Origin of the sequence: Paenibacillus xanthanilyticus (assembly GCF_042682185.1) — a bacterium.
GTDB lineage: Bacteria > Bacillota > Bacilli > Paenibacillales > Paenibacillaceae > Paenibacillus_Z > Paenibacillus_Z xanthanilyticus.
Window position 1 is genome coordinate 3,053,155 of sequence record NZ_JBHUHA010000002.1, and the last position, 14,346, is coordinate 3,067,500.

The 14,346-nt window shown below is 56.3% G+C and carries 13 protein-coding genes and 1 other RNA gene (1 of these 14 only partly in view); 13 read left to right on the forward strand and 1 reads right to left on the reverse strand.

What is annotated here, in order from left to right:
- Positions 1-102: 102 nt before the first annotated feature.
- Entirely contained in the window at positions 103-1,248 is a 1,146-nt protein-coding gene (locus tag ACFSKT_RS30900; protein ID WP_377717554.1) for a S8 family peptidase, read from the reverse strand.
- Positions 1,249-1,628: 380 nt separating this feature from the next.
- On the opposite strand from ACFSKT_RS30900, the gene rpoE reads away from it, so the two are divergent.
- The 13 genes from rpoE to recR all read left to right on the forward strand — a co-directional run.
- Entirely contained in the window at positions 1,629-2,180 is a 552-nt protein-coding gene (gene rpoE / locus ACFSKT_RS30905; protein ID WP_377717555.1) for a DNA-directed RNA polymerase subunit delta, read from the forward strand.
- Positions 2,181-2,393: 213 nt separating this feature from the next.
- Complete coding sequence (locus ACFSKT_RS30910) at positions 2,394-3,998, forward strand: CTP synthase (RefSeq protein ID WP_377717556.1); 1,605 nt, start codon at positions 2,394-2,396, stop codon at positions 3,996-3,998.
- A gap of 162 nt (positions 3,999-4,160) precedes the next feature.
- The gene (locus tag ACFSKT_RS30915) at positions 4,161-4,559 is read left to right on the forward strand and encodes a response regulator (RefSeq protein WP_377502245.1); all 399 of its coding nucleotides are present in this window, start codon (positions 4,161-4,163) and stop codon (positions 4,557-4,559) included.
- 663 nt (positions 4,560-5,222) lie between these two features.
- Positions 5,223-6,476 (forward strand): UDP-N-acetylglucosamine 1-carboxyvinyltransferase, encoded by a 1,254-nt coding sequence (locus ACFSKT_RS30920; RefSeq protein ID WP_377717557.1) that lies wholly within the window; start codon positions 5,223-5,225, stop codon positions 6,474-6,476.
- Positions 6,477-6,577: 101 nt separating this feature from the next.
- Complete coding sequence (gene rho, locus ACFSKT_RS30925) at positions 6,578-7,909, forward strand: transcription termination factor Rho (RefSeq protein WP_377717558.1); 1,332 nt, start codon at positions 6,578-6,580, stop codon at positions 7,907-7,909.
- A 25-nt stretch (positions 7,910-7,934) separates the two neighbouring features.
- A complete protein-coding gene (locus ACFSKT_RS30930) occupies positions 7,935-9,182 on the forward strand; it encodes a radical SAM family protein (protein WP_377717559.1) in 1,248 nt (415 codons plus the stop codon).
- A 117-nt stretch (positions 9,183-9,299) separates the two neighbouring features.
- A complete protein-coding gene (rpmE, locus tag ACFSKT_RS30935; RefSeq protein ID WP_377502233.1) occupies positions 9,300-9,497 on the forward strand; it encodes a 50S ribosomal protein L31 in 198 nt (65 codons plus the stop codon).
- Positions 9,498-9,569: 72 nt separating this feature from the next.
- Positions 9,570-10,022 carry a hypothetical protein gene (locus ACFSKT_RS30940; protein WP_377717560.1) on the forward strand — a complete coding sequence of 151 codons (453 nt, stop codon included), beginning with the start codon at positions 9,570-9,572 and terminating at the stop codon, positions 10,020-10,022.
- Positions 10,023-10,108: 86 nt separating this feature from the next.
- An RNA gene (gene ffs / locus ACFSKT_RS30945) (signal recognition particle sRNA large type) lies at positions 10,109-10,373 on the forward strand.
- Between the two features lie 159 nt (positions 10,374-10,532).
- Entirely contained in the window at positions 10,533-11,999 is a 1,467-nt protein-coding gene (locus ACFSKT_RS30950; RefSeq protein WP_377717561.1) for an ATP-binding protein, read from the forward strand.
- A 191-nt stretch (positions 12,000-12,190) separates the two neighbouring features.
- Complete coding sequence (gene dnaX / locus ACFSKT_RS30955; RefSeq protein WP_377717562.1) at positions 12,191-13,945, forward strand: DNA polymerase III subunit gamma/tau; 1,755 nt, start codon at positions 12,191-12,193, stop codon at positions 13,943-13,945.
- A gap of 44 nt (positions 13,946-13,989) precedes the next feature.
- Positions 13,990-14,301 (forward strand): YbaB/EbfC family nucleoid-associated protein, encoded by a 312-nt coding sequence (locus tag ACFSKT_RS30960; RefSeq protein WP_377502221.1) that lies wholly within the window; start codon positions 13,990-13,992, stop codon positions 14,299-14,301.
- Between the two features lie 24 nt (positions 14,302-14,325).
- Positions 14,326-14,346: the beginning of a recombination mediator RecR gene (gene recR, locus ACFSKT_RS30965; protein ID WP_377502218.1), read on the forward strand. The gene runs 576 nt beyond the window's last position; only the first 21 of its 597 coding nucleotides appear in the window; it begins with the start codon at positions 14,326-14,328; its stop codon lies off the right edge, out of view.

Genomic DNA, 14,346 nt, shown 5'->3' on the forward strand with positions numbered 1-14,346 from the left:
GCCGCATGAGCCGAGGATGAACGCTCCTCGCGAACGAGCGGCCTTTCGCCCGAGCAGCTTGTCGCTGCCGCCCGCGCATGCCGCTCCATGGCGCATAATGGGTTAACGCTCGGCGGCCTGCAGCATACGCATAATATCGAGCTCGCCGGTCACGCGCGGCACTTTCGTGCCCCGCAGCGGAACCATCGACTTCTTCAAAATCGCCTTGATGTCGCCGGGCGATAGACCCGGATGCTGGGCGAGCAGCAGCGCGATGGCGCCGCTGACGTGCGAGGTGGCCATGGACGTGCCGCTCATTTCGTTGTACTTGCCGCGCAGCCAGGCCGACAGAATTTTGTCGCCGGGCGCGTAAATATCGATATGCATGCCGCGATTGCTGAACGGCGCGACCCGCCGCAGCCGGGTGGTGGCGCCGACGGCGATCGTCTGCGGGTAGCGGGCCGGGTAATCGACGGCTTTGCGTTTGCCGTCGTTGCCGGAGGAAGCGACGATGATGACGCCGGAGTTATACGCGTGATTGACGGCGGAGAGCAGCGATTTGCTGCGGGACTTCATGCCGAAGCTCATGTTGATGACGTTCATTCCGTTATTGACGCACCATTCGATGCCAAGCACGATATCCGAGACGAAGGCGCTTCCGTTGTTGTCGAACGCCTTCACGGGATAGACGGTCGCCCTGGGCGCGACGCCGATCATGCCGTGCACCTGGTTGGCCGCCGCGATCGTGCCCGCGATATGCGTGCCGTGCCCGTTGTCGTCGAACGGCAGCGCGCTGCGATTGAGCAGATTGATCCCCCGGCCGAGCGACTGCTTCAGATCCGGATGGTTGAAATCGACTCCCGTGTCAATCACGCCGACTTTGATTCGGTGGCCGGTCGTCGAACTCCAGGCGAGCGGAGCCTTGATTTTCTGCACGCCCCAAGGGATGCCTCGGTCCGCGGTGGTCGGCTTGGGCATGATGTTCGGCGCGTCGACGGCGACCGGCTGATCCACTTCCAGCCAGACGTCCTTTGCAGGGAAGCAGGACGACGAAGCTGCTCCTCCCTCGTCGGGGAACGAGAAGCCTTGTATAAGCGGCAAATGGCGAACGCGTTCCCGTTTTGCGGATGATGCGGCCCATTCGGTCCAGACATTCAGAAACCGCTTGTAGTCGCCGTGCCGCCGAAAACGGACGATCCGCCGCTTCGTGCCCGTAGCGGGCGCGGCCAGTTTACGATGCAACCAACGGAGTATCTCGGTTCTGTCCAAATTTGGCGTCCCCTCCTACGGCGGAACTGCTGAGGTATTGTATGACCGAGCGTTCCAAGCCGTATGAGCAAGTGACCTTTTTTTGCAAAATAGGCGGCGAATAGTGTCAATTCGCGCGGGTCTTCATACTATATAGGAAGAGCCGCGGGAGCGGTTCTTGATTCCCGCAGAGCGGCTTGTCGCAAGCAGGCGGCGGGAGGGATACAGTCGAAGCGGAGGGCCCAGCCCTCCGCTATTTTCAGTTCTTGCGCGGCATTTCCCTCATGCGCGCCGGCCAAGCTTGCTTTTTTGAAAAAAATAGGTTTTACTATAGGTTGAAAAAGGAACGCAAGCAGCAGCGAAGAGAGACGATTCGCATTCGTACGAGAGGGAGTGTACCCATGAGCGAGTTCACGTTGAAACTCGATCCGGAGCGCGTGAAGGAAATGCCGATGGTCGACTTGGCGTTTGAATTGCTGAAAGCCGCCAATACACCGTTTTATTATCGGGACCTGATGATGGAGATTGCGAAGGTCCGGAAATTGTCCCAAGAAGAAATCAACCAGGTGATTGCGCAAGTATATACGGAAATTAACATCGACGGCCGTTTCGCATGCGTCGGCAGCAACATGTGGGGATTGAAGCGCTGGTATCCGGTCGAACGCAACGAGGACCCGGTTACAAACGCGAAGCGTCCGCGCATTATCAACGACGACGACGACGACGATCTCTACAACGACGACGAGGAAGAGGAAACCTACGCGGCGGACGAAGAGGATTTCGACTTGTACGACGAGGATCAAGAGATCTTCGACGAAGAAGTCGAAACCGAAGAAGAAGTCGACGAGGAAGTGCTCATTGACGACGAAGAGCTCGAGGATGAGGAATCGGACGAAGAAGAGGCCGAGGAAGAAGAAGCGGACGATTTAGCGGACGAAGAGGGCGAGAAGTAAACGAGACGTAAATCGCAGGTTTTGCGGTCTTGACACGGGATGTCCGGCATATTAAACTATTGCATGGGCTTCAAGTTCGGACATTAGATATACGACAAAAGTCAAAAAGTGCCCCCGTATTCGGGTGTCACTTTTTTCTTTTTTTAGCACCATTTTTTGTGCGGAATTTGGGTTAACCTATACTTTAACTTACTAGCGTGGAGGGTATCATCAGTGACCAAGTACATTTTTGTAACCGGCGGTGTCGTGTCGTCTCTGGGCAAAGGTATCACGGCGGCGTCGCTCGGCCGTTTGCTAAAGAACCGGGGTCTGAAAGTGACGATCCAGAAGTTCGATCCTTACATTAACGTGGACCCGGGCACGATGAGTCCTTACCAGCACGGCGAAGTGTTCGTGACCGACGACGGCGCGGAGACGGATCTTGATTTAGGCCACTACGAGCGCTTCATCGATATCAATCTGTCGAAGAACAGCAACGTCACGACCGGCAAGATTTACTCGACCGTTATTACCAAAGAGCGCCGCGGCGAATACCTCGGCGGCACGGTGCAGGTTATTCCACATATTACGAACGAGATTAAGGACCGCGTGTTCCGCGCCGGCAAAGAAACCGGTTCGGACGTGGTCATCACCGAGATCGGCGGCACGGTAGGCGATATTGAGAGTTTGCCGTTCCTCGAGGCGATCCGTCAGATCAAGAGCGACATCGGCCGCGACAACGTGATGTACGTGCACGTTACGCTGATTCCGTTCATCAAGGCGGCGGGCGAAGTGAAGACGAAACCGACGCAGCACAGCGTCAAAGAACTGCGCAGCATCGGCATCCAGCCGAACGTTATCGTTTGCCGGACCGAGCAGCCGATCGCCGAAGAGTTGAAGCGCAAAATCGCGCTGTTCTGCGACATCGACGCGAACGCCGTCGTCGAGTGCATCGATGCACCGACGCTGTATGAAGTGCCGCTGATGCTTCGCGAGCAAGGGCTGGACGATTTCGTCGTGAATCACCTCAAGCTGAACGCGGGCGAACCGGACATGACCGAATGGCAAGGGCTCGTCGATCGCGTGAAGAACCTGAAGCGTACGACCGAGATTGCGATCGTCGGCAAGTACGTGGCCCTTCACGACGCTTACCTCTCCATCGTGGAATCGCTGAGTCACGCGGGCTTTGCTTGGGACGCGGAAGTGAAATTGCGTTGGGTGAACGCGGAGGAAGTCACGGAGCAGAACGTGGCGGACAAGCTGCAGGGCGTCTCCGGCATCCTCGTGCCGGGCGGTTTCGGCGACCGCGGCATCGAAGGCAAGATCAATGCGATCCGTTACGCACGGGAACAGCGCATTCCGTTCTTCGGCATCTGTCTGGGCATGCAAGTGGCCGTCATCGAGCACGCGCGCAACGTGACGGGCTTGCTGGACGCGAACAGCTCGGAGATCAACCCGTCGACGCCTTATCCGGTCATCGACCTGCTGCCGGAGCAGAAGGATATCGAGGATCTGGGCGGCACGATGCGTCTGGGCCTGTATCCGTGCAAGACCGTTCCAGGCTCGCTGGCCGAGCGCGAATACGGCGACGAGCTCGTGTACGAGCGTCACCGTCACCGCTACGAGTTCAACAACGAGTTCCGCGAGCGGATCGAAGCGACCGGCCTTCGCATCTCCGGCACGTCGCCGGACGGTCGCCTCGTCGAGATGGTCGAGTTGCCGGATCACCCATGGTTCCTGGCCGTTCAATTCCATCCGGAATTCACGTCCCGTCCGAACCGTCCGCAACCGCTTTTCCGCGGTTTCGTAAGAGCGGCACTGGAAGTATCGGAAGCTTAAGCACTAGTCCAAGATGCGGGGAATCTGCCGATTGCAGATTCTCCGTTTTTTTTCGGAGCCGAAGCAGGATATTGCGGTTCTGCGCGCGAATATATTAACGATTATGGAAGAGTTGACCAAATCGTGTCGCCTGGCGTCGCGGATTTATGGGAGGGTTTCAGGTTGGATAATAAGAAAGTGTTGATCGTCGATGACCAAAACGGGATTCGTGTCTTGCTGATGGAAGTGTTCAGCAGCGAAGGCTACAATACTTTTCAAGCTTCCAATGGCAAGTTGGCGCTCGAAATCGTCAGATCCGAATCGCCTGACCTCGTCCTGCTGGACATGAAGATCCCCGGTATGGACGGGCTCGAGATATTGAAACACGTCAAAGCCATCAACAAGGACATCAAAGTCATCATGATGACCGCGTATGGCGAGCTGGATATGATTAAAGAAGCGACCGATCATGGCGCGCTGATGCATTTTACGAAGCCGTTCGACATTGACGAGATGAGAATTGCGGTAAATATGCAGCTTCGGGGCAAAGGATCGGGCAGTTGGTTCGCGACGGGATCCTGATATCAGGGTCCTTTTTTGATATTCTCGGAATCAAACGCGCCTCGCTGCGAAAGGCGGCGCCAGCCGTTCGCCACGCATGCGCGGCGGAGGCGCGAATCCCTTTGATTGCGCGGTTGGTACGGGATTGGCGGGTTGTACAAAACGGGACGGCGATGTGGTATAATGACACAGGATGGCAAGTCAAGATCATTTTTCGTAAAGCAGCCAACATGGCACGGCGTTATATGACATAGGAAGCGTACGCTGCCCTTCGGCGGCGGAGATCCCGCATCTCGACAGAGGACGGCGGCTTAGCTGCTCGCACGCTAGCCTGCCGGTCTCTCGCTGGGGGCGGGATGCGTTGCTTCCGGCGTTTTTTTTGAAATACAAGCATATATACGTTCTACGCTTATCAAGCAAGGTTGTATTTCTCTTTCGCTGAATGCTGCATTCCCAATCTTCGGATTGTGAACGCACACCAATCAGCTTCTCAGGAATGAAATGCGCTTCGCCGGCAATGACGGCGCCAGCCGTTTCATCTTGCCCTCATTCTTGCTTACAGCACAGAGTCAAGTTCCGAGAGTCGCCAAGTTCGCAATCGTACAGCAATCCGGAAAATTCACGGTACACTTCACTTTTGGGAGAAACGCTAGTGTCTTTCCGAATGGGAGGATTTAAGAGTTCATGGAAAAATTAATGGTTCGCGGCGGACGCCCGCTGCGCGGCACCGTTCAGATCAGCGGCGCCAAGAACAGCGCGGTGGCGCTGCTTCCGGCTGCCATTTTGGCGGAGTCGACGGTCGTACTGGACAATCTGCCGCACATTAGCGATGTGGCGGTATACAGCGAAATTTTGGAAGAACTCGGCGGCAGCGTAGGCTGGGATGGCGATGCGTTCGTCATCGATCCGGCCTCGATGACCTCGAAGCCGATGCCCAACGGCAACGTCAAGCTGCTTCGGGCGTCGTACTACCTCATGGGCGCGATGCTGGGAAGATTCGGCGAGGCAACCATCGGCTTGCCGGGTGGATGCAACTTCGAGCCGAGGCCAATTGAACAGCATATCAAGGGGTTCGAGGCGCTTGGCGCGGAGGTCACCAACGATCATGGTTCCGTGCGCATTGTCGCGAAGGAGCTGCGGGGCGCGAAGATCTATCTCGACGTCGTCAGCGTGGGCGCGACCATCAATATTATGCTGGCGGCTTCTAGGGCCAAAGGATCGACGATTATCGAGAATGCGGCCAAAGAGCCGGAAATCATAGATGTAGCCACCTTATTGAACGCCATGGGCGCCAAGATTAAAGGCGCGGGAACCGAGACGATTCGGATCGAAGGCGTGGACCGCCTGCATGGCTGCCGCCACTCGATTATCCCGGATCGGATTCAAGCCGGCACCTATATGATTATGGCCGCGGCGACGCGCGGCGACGTTCTTATCGATAATGTCATTCCGAAGCATATGGAAGCGTTGACGGCGAAACTGCAGGAGATGGGCGTCCATGTCTACGAGATGGACGAATCGATCCGGATCGTCGGTCAGCCTCGTTACGAAGCGGTCGACGTGAAGGCACTGGTGTACCCGGGTTTTGCAACCGATCTTCAATCTCCCATGACCAGCTTGCTCACGCAGGCGGCGGGAGTCAGTATATTAAGTGATTATGTTTACAGCAATCGGTTTAAACATGTTCCAGAGCTTTCTCGCATGGGTGCGAATATTCGCGTGGAAGGCCGCTCGGCCATTATCGAGGGCGGTCCGTTGAACGCGGCCAAGGTACGCGCCGCCGATCTTCGGGCCGGGGCCTCGCTAGTTGTAGCGGCGCTGGCGGTGGAGGATGGCGTGACTGAGATTTCGGGCGTGGAGTACATCGACCGTGGTTATGACAACCTGGTCGAGAATCTTCGCGCGCTTGGCGCTGATGTGTGGCGCGAGATCGAGTAGTCGCCATTCGATAGGCGAGCCGGGAGGCCCGGGTCGGAATAGATCGGGCCATTTCCGGCAATGATGGATGGAATCAAGATCATGGACAAAGTGGTGAGAATATGACAGATCTTCAGATCGCTGATCTGGAAGAGATGAAGCTAACCGAGCTGTATAAGCTGGCCAAGCAATACCAGATCCCGTACTACGGGCAGCTCAAGAAGAAGGAACTTATATTTGCGATATTGCGCGCGCAAGCCGAGAAGAGCGGGCTCATGTTCATGCAGGGCGTGCTCGAGATTTTGCCGGAAGGCTTCGGATTCTTAAGACCGATCAATTACTTGCCAAGCACCGAGGATATCTACATCTCCGCTTCGCAGATTCGCAAGTTCGACTTGAGGACGGGAGACCTCGTATCCGGCAAGTGCCGGGCTCCGAAAGAGAATGAACGCTATTTTGGTCTGCTTCAGGTAAATGCTGTCAATGGACAAAGCCCCGAACAAGCTGCAGAACGACTTCATTTTCCTGCCTTGACTCCCCTTTATCCGCAAAAGAAATTGGTGCTGGAACATTCCCCGACAAAACTTTCGACGCGTATCATGGATTTGCTCGCACCTGTTGGCCTCGGGCAACGCGGTCTGGTCGTAGCGCCGCCTAAAGCCGGCAAAACCCTGCTATTAAAGGAAATCGCCAACAGCATTTCGGTTAATCACCCGGATATCGAGCTGTTCGTGCTGCTGATCGACGAGCGGCCGGAGGAAGTCACGGACATGCAGCGTTCCGTCAAAGGGGAAGTCATTGCCTCGACGTTCGACGAACTGCCGGAGAATCACATCAAAGTCGCGGAATTGGTGCTGGAACGGGCGCTTCGCTTGGTCGAACACAAGAAGGACGTCGTTATCCTGCTCGATAGCATTACGCGGCTTGCCCGCGCGTACAACCTGGTCGTGCCTCCGTCGGGACGGACACTAAGCGGCGGTATCGATCCAGCGTCCTTTCATCGTCCGAAGCGGTTCTTCGGTTCCGCGCGGAATATCGAAGAAGGCGGCAGCTTAACGATTCTGGCGACGGCGCTAGTGGAGACGGGCTCGCGGATGGACGATATCATTTACGAGGAATTCAAGGGTACGGGCAACATGGAGCTGCATCTGGATCGGAAGCTGGCCGAACGCCGGATATTCCCTGCGCTCGACATGCGCCGCTCCGGTACGCGCCGCGAGGAGATGCTCTTAACGAAAGAAGCGCTGGATAAAGTGTGGGCCATTCGCAAGAGCATGAACGATTCGATGGAATTCGTCGACAGCTTCCTGAAGAAGTTGGCGGACACGAAGACGAACGATGAGTTTTTGGCTTCGCTCGATACGTCGAACGTCCCATCCGCGCCATCCCCGCGCAGCAGCTCGAGCGGTACGAACGCGGGTCGACGGACGACGCGCACGACGCCGGTTTCGTAACGGTAAGACAGTTTAGGAGGACATCATGAATCTCGTATATGCGGATGAACAAGGCAACTTGTATGATCATCCTGATTGGACGGCCCTCGGACGCAGCGGCGACATGATCGTGGAGCTGATGGACGACGAGCTGATCCCCCTGCCCGAAGGGGCCACGTTGGTGGGACTACCTCATACGCGGCCGATCGGCATCGACGCTTCAGGCAACATGCGGCCGCTTCCCGGCGACGTGCAAGCTGTAGGGGCGCTGCTGCCGCAAGGCTTCACGCGCCTGGCCATTCCGGGTTATATGAAGACGGATAAGACGCAGAAGCTGCCGCTCTTTGGCTACTCCGCGGTCGTCTGGAAGAATGGCGGTTTCTATGTTGCGGCCCATGCGACCGACGATCCGGAACGTTGGAATCCGGATAATTGCGACCGGGGCGATGTCAATCGCGGCGTGGAGCGCTTACTAGCCAAATACCCCGAGAACCGCTTGTATAAGCACCTTTCGCACTGCGCGCTCGGCTATGAGTGCTTGACCTCGTCCAATACGTTCCTGCAGCGCTGGGAAGGCGCGGTGCCGGTCTCGTATTCCTGCAATGCCGGCTGCTTCGGCTGTATTTCCGAACAACCGGACGACAGCGGCTTCCCGGCTCCGCAGACCCGGATGAATTTCAAACCGACCGTCGAAGAAGTGGTCGAGGTGATGATGGAGCACCTGAATACGCCGGAGTCGATCATCAGCTTCGGACAAGGGTGCGAAGGTGAACCGTCGACGCAGGCGAAGATCATCGTCGAAGCGATGCGTATCGTGCGCAGCCGCACGAATATGGGCTACATCAACATCAATACCAATGCGGGGTTGACGGACCATATGCGGGCGATCGTCGACGCCGGTCTTGATTTGATGCGGGTCAGCACGATTAGCGCGCTGGACGATCACTACAACGCGTACTACAAGCCGAGAGCGTACACGCTGGCGAACGTCGAGAAGTCGCTGCGGTATGCCTCCGATAAAGGCGTGTATACCTCGATCAACTATCTCATTTTCCCGGGCGTCACGGACCGCGAGGAAGAGATGGAGGCGATGATCGGTTTTGCCAAACGGACCGGTCTCAGACTGATCCAGATGCGCAACCTGAATATCGACCCCGAAAGCTATTTGGAGCTCATTCCGAAAGCGAAGGGCGAAATTTACGGCATGAAGCAGATGCTTGAAATTTTCAAAGAAGAGCTGCCGGACGTGGTCATCGGGTCGTACACGCATGTGCCGCCGGCGCCTCGCCGATAATCCAAATTCCGCCTAGCGATAGACATTGCGACTTCCGTCTTGACATGCTATAATCCGCTATGTGCGTTATTACTCTGGGCACGCATGAGGCTCAGGGCAGAAAGAGGTGAATGAACGATGAAACAAGGTATTCATCCGACATACCACGTCACTACGGTTACTTGCGCTTGCGGCAACAGCTTCGAGTCCGGTTCGATCAAACAGAACCTGCGCGTTGAGATTTGTTCCGCATGTCACCCATTCTTCACGGGTAAGCAAAAGTTCGTAGATGCAGGTGGCCGCGTCGACAAGTTCAAAAAGAAATACGGTATCTAATCGTCTGCCGATATTTAGCAGAATACAAGAACCTTCTTCAGCCATCCTATGGGTTGAAGGAGGTTTTTTTATATGGCGAACCTATACAACAAACGCAGCAGACGATTCGGCACGGGCCGGAAGTTTCGCTCGCTTGTGCTGCTCCCGGTTATGATGCTGGCAGCGGCGCTCCTGGCATCCGGCTGTGCGGGGGACAACGACAACGGCAACGGCAACGGTAATCGGGGCACCAAAGCGCAATCCTATGGGAATGACGGGTACTTGGGACTATCCAACAGTAACCCGCACTTGCTGACGCGGAGCGGAACGCAGCTCAACTATCGTTCGGATGCCGGTCTGGCGACGCAGCAGCTGAAGACGCTGAAGGGCATTCAACAGATGAGCCTCTCCTTTCAAGGACCGCATCTTTACGTGACGATCAGACCCAAGCCGGGCGTAGACGAAATGCAGCTGCGTCATCGCGCCATCGGACTGCTTCGGTACAACATGCCTCGCTACACGATTCACGTTAATACGGTGAAATAAGAGCGAGGACCGCCGCGTTTTGCCATTGCATGTAACTTTCCCCTTGAGGTTGCATCTTGGGACAGAACGCGATATACTTATTTCTGCCGTGCTAGATGGGGAGTTAGCGGTGCCCTGTAACTCGCAATCCGCTTTAGCGAGGTTGAATTCCTGCCCGAGGTTATGTCGATGTGGGGCTGGTCTTTACGAACAGTGTTGACGGATGGGTCCTCCGCAATGGACGCTTGTGAACGGGTCAGGTCCGGAAGGAAGCAGCCATAAGCAAGTTAGTTCATGTGCCGGAGGGGTGCCTGTCCCGAGCTGGGAGTAAAGTTACCGCCTGGATCGCATGTATCGAAGGCAGGTGCACGGTACAATACAACAATCGTCGAACATCTTTGCTAGCCTGCGGGTCGCAAGGGTGTTTTTTGTATTTGGGCAGGAGTTTGTCATTCCAGTCGCGAATGGTAGAAGGTATTTATCGACGAGAAGAAAGCATCGCAATGGATCGCATAAAAAGAGGGATGAACCATGAATCGTATTCCGCCTGCACCGCTGGTCCGACTCAGCATGGAAGCACTCGAGGTACATATTAATCGTCTTAGAGACACGATGGTTCTTGTGCTCGACGAGCGCGGACGAATCACGAATTATAACGCATGTTTCCAACACCGCAGCGGGTATCCAAGGCAGAAGCTCATGGGATCTAGCGTAGAGCGAATATTTGAAAGTCAATCATTTGAACAACTGGTGCAGGTCGGATATGGAATGCAGCAAGAGCGGGGAGACGGTGAGGATGCGCTTCCGCTCCTAACGCTTAATCGGTCGGACGGTAACCCGATGCTCGTAACCGCTTTCGTCCTTCGCGCGGAGATCGAGACCGGAATGCGGTCGATTCTGGTGCTGCAGGAGCACGGAGAGAGAATCGGCGTTAATCTGCTGGAACGTTTCGGAGAGACTATGCTCTTCGATGAAGAGACGGGCGTGATCTTGCTGCGATCCGACTCGCGGATTATGGATATTAACAAGCTGGCTTGCCAAGTGCTGAACGTGGATGCGTCCGCCGCGCTCGAAGAACCGGTGGGCAAATTTTTCGAACAGCCGGGCCGCAAATTCGAGTTGATCCGTCATGCGCTATCGGAAGGCGTAGCTGTCCGCAATCATCCCTTTACTTGGATGCGGGGGGACGAGCGGCGCGAGATGCTCATGGACGTCGGGCTTTTGCGGGGGCCGTCTGGCATGGCGGAGGGCGCTTACGTTATTTTCAAGGATGTGACCAATCTGCGGTCGCTCGAGCAGCAGGTGCAGCGGAGCGACCGGCTGTCGATGATCGGCCAGATCGCCGCGGGCGCCGCTCACGAAATTCGCAATCCCCTCACCGCGATCCGCGGGTTCCTCCAAATGTTTCGGAAGACGATGACCGACAAGGGAATGGTCAAGGAAGCCGGTTATACCGAGATCATGTTGACGGAGCTCGACCGAATTAACAGCCTGGTCGGTGAATTTTTGCTGCTCAGCAAGCCGAAGAACATTCTTTACGATCACGTCGACGTCACGCAGGTGCTGAAGGATTTGCTGCCGATGATCTCAAGCGAGGCGCTGCTGCATAACGTCGTAGTCGATTGGGAGGTCGAATCCCGAGCGAAGCCTGTGATGGCGGACCGTGAGATGCTGAAACAAGTATTTTTGAATATTTGCAAGAACGGGATCGAAGCGATGGCAAACGGGGGGATATTGACGATCAAAGGCCGATGCCGGACGGAAGAGGGCCGCTCCATGGTGGCGATCGAAGTACAAGACACCGGGGACGGGATTCAGGAGGCCATGCTGGAGAAGATATTTGACCCTTTCGTGACGACCAAACCAAGCGGAACCGGATTAGGGCTCTCCGTCTGCCAGCGCATCATTCACGAGTTCGGAGGCACCATCCGGGCACTGAACCGGAAGGAAGGGGCTCTTTTCGTCATCACGCTGCCTTGCATCGAAGAACCCCGATAGTTTTGCGCACATATAGGAATGGATAAGTTTCACGCTTATATTTCAGCCGCTATGTTTCCGGAACGCAACGCGTATCGCCGTTAATAGACGGCGATAGTCGTTTCGCCTTGCTTGACGCGATCTGATATAATAAAAGCAAGCTGCATCATGCATCGGATGATGCAAAGAAAGCCCGAAAGGAACGGTCTTGCGTGTCACATATCGCTTTATATCGCGCCTGGCGTCCGCAGACGTTCAGGGATATGGTTGGCCAACAGCATATTATCCAGACGCTGCAAAATGCAATTCGCGAGCAGCGCGTCTCGCATGCCTATCTATTCAACGGTCCGCGGGGAACGGGCAAGACGACCACGGCCAAAGTGCTCGCCAAAGCCATCAACTGCGAGCGCGGTCCGGCGATCGAGCCGTGCAATGAATGCGACGCCTGCAAAGGCATAACGGCCGGTACCGTCATGGACGTGGTCGAGATCGACGCCGCCTCGAATAGGGGCATTGATGAAATTAGGGATATTCGGGAGAAAGTGAGATATGCGCCTTCCGAAGTCCGGTTTAAAGTATACATTATAGACGAAGTTCACATGCTGACCACGGAAGCCTTCAACGCGCTGTTGAAGACGCTGGAAGAGCCGCCGGGCCATGTTATTTTTATTTTGGCGACCACCGAGCCGCATAAGCTGCCGGCGACGATCATCTCCCGGTGTCAGCGGTTCGACTTCCGTCAGGTCTCGCTGCCAGAACAGACGGAGCGGCTCCGCCAGATTTGCGAGGCTGAAGGAATCGAAGCGCAGGCGGACGGACTGGCTTATATTGCGAGGCTGTCGGACGGCGGGATGCGCGACGCGATCAGTCTCCTGGAGCAATCGGCGGCATTCGGCGGGGGAAGCATCACGCTAGACGGCGCGGTTGAAGTTACCGGGGGGCTCGCGGCAGAGCAGTTCGGCCAATTGGCCGATGCGATACAAGCCGGCAACGCGGCCATGATTTTGCCGATCGTAGAGAATTTAATGCAGGCGGGCAAGAGCCCGGACAAGTGTCTGGAGAATCTCGTCTACTACTTCAGGGATTTACTCGTATTGAAGCTCGCGCCGGGCGGCCGCGCCTCCACCGAACGAATCGTGGATCCGGAGCGTTATCAAGCGACCGCGGAAGCTTTTAGCACGGAGCGCCTTTTCCGCATGATCGACATCCTGAATCAATATCAGAACGAGATCCGGCATGCCGCGTTGCCGCAGACGATCTTTGAGGTTGCCCTCATGAAAGTGAGCACCGTCCCGGACAATGGCGCGGAGCGCGCGACTTCGCAAGCGTCCGGATCGGCCGCGGGGAGCGAGGAAGTGACGCGGCTGCAGCAGCGGATCGACTCGCTGGAGCGTAAGCTAACGGAGCTGGCGAAGTCGGGCGTGCGGGTGGAAGGCGCCTCCGGCGCGCCGGAGGCGAGCAAGGGCGGCAACAGGGGAGCGTTTCGCGGTGCGGCCGGTGGCGGAGGTTTGCCACGAAGCACGGTTAAGCTGGATCCGTACGTCGCGGCGGCGGAGAGCCAGGCGACCGTCCAGGTACGCAACCGTTGGGGCGAGATTTTGCAGCGGGTGAAAGACGCCCGGATCACGGTTCACGCCTGGCTCGTGGACGGCGAACCGGTAGCTGCGGCGGACAACACGGTGCTGGTCGCGTTCAAGAACACGATGCATCGCGAGACGACGGAGAAACCGGCCAACCGCGAATTGATCGAACGCGTATTTCATGATACGTTTGGTAGGCCCGTCCATTTGGCGACCGTTATGGTCAAGGATTGGCAGGCCGCGTTCGATACCGGTCCGGCCAAGGAAGCCGAGCCGCTGCAGATGCAGCAGCAAGATGAGCCGGTTAGCGGCGGCAAACAGCCGGAATGGGTGGAAGAAGCGGTCAAACTATTCGGCGAAGAGCTCGTGGTCGTCGAGGACAAGTGACCCATACGTTTGAGCAAGTATACCAATAAGGGAGGCATCGCCATATGAACAACATGAACCAAATGATGAAGCAAGTGAAGAAGATGCAAGAGCAAATGATGAAAGCGCAAGAGGAACTTGCAACGAAATCTGTCGAAGGTTCCGCGGGCGGCGGCGTTGTGACCGTTGTCGTCAACGGCCATAAGAACCTGCAAAGCATCGTTATTAAGCCGGAAGCGGTAGATCCGGACGACATCGACATGCTGCAAGACCTCGTATTGACGGCAGTGAACGACGCGCTCAACAAAGCGGACGAGTTGGCCAACAAGGATATGGGCAAATTCACGGGTGGCATGAAGATTCCGGGGCTGTTCTAGACCCCTTAGCAGAGGAGCCAGGCCTTGTATTATCCCGAACCGATA

Bases quoted from the DNA above. Each gene is read 5' to 3' on its own strand.
- rpoE (WP_377717555.1), top strand. From the start codon at position 1,629: ATGAGCGAGTTCACGTTGAAACTCGATCCGGAGCGCGTGAAGGAAATG.
- ACFSKT_RS30920 (WP_377717557.1), top strand. From the start codon at position 5,223: ATGGAAAAATTAATGGTTCGCGGCGGACGCCCGCTGCGCGGCACCGTT.
- rho (WP_377717558.1), top strand. From the start codon at position 6,578: ATGACAGATCTTCAGATCGCTGATCTGGAAGAGATGAAGCTAACCGAG.
- ACFSKT_RS30930 (WP_377717559.1), top strand. From the start codon at position 7,935: ATGAATCTCGTATATGCGGATGAACAAGGCAACTTGTATGATCATCCT.
- rpmE (WP_377502233.1), top strand. From the start codon at position 9,300: ATGAAACAAGGTATTCATCCGACATACCACGTCACTACGGTTACTTGC.
- ACFSKT_RS30940 (WP_377717560.1), top strand. From the start codon at position 9,570: ATGGCGAACCTATACAACAAACGCAGCAGACGATTCGGCACGGGCCGG.
- ACFSKT_RS30950 (WP_377717561.1), top strand. From the start codon at position 10,533: ATGAATCGTATTCCGCCTGCACCGCTGGTCCGACTCAGCATGGAAGCA.
- ACFSKT_RS30960 (WP_377502221.1), top strand. From the start codon at position 13,990: ATGAACAACATGAACCAAATGATGAAGCAAGTGAAGAAGATGCAAGAG.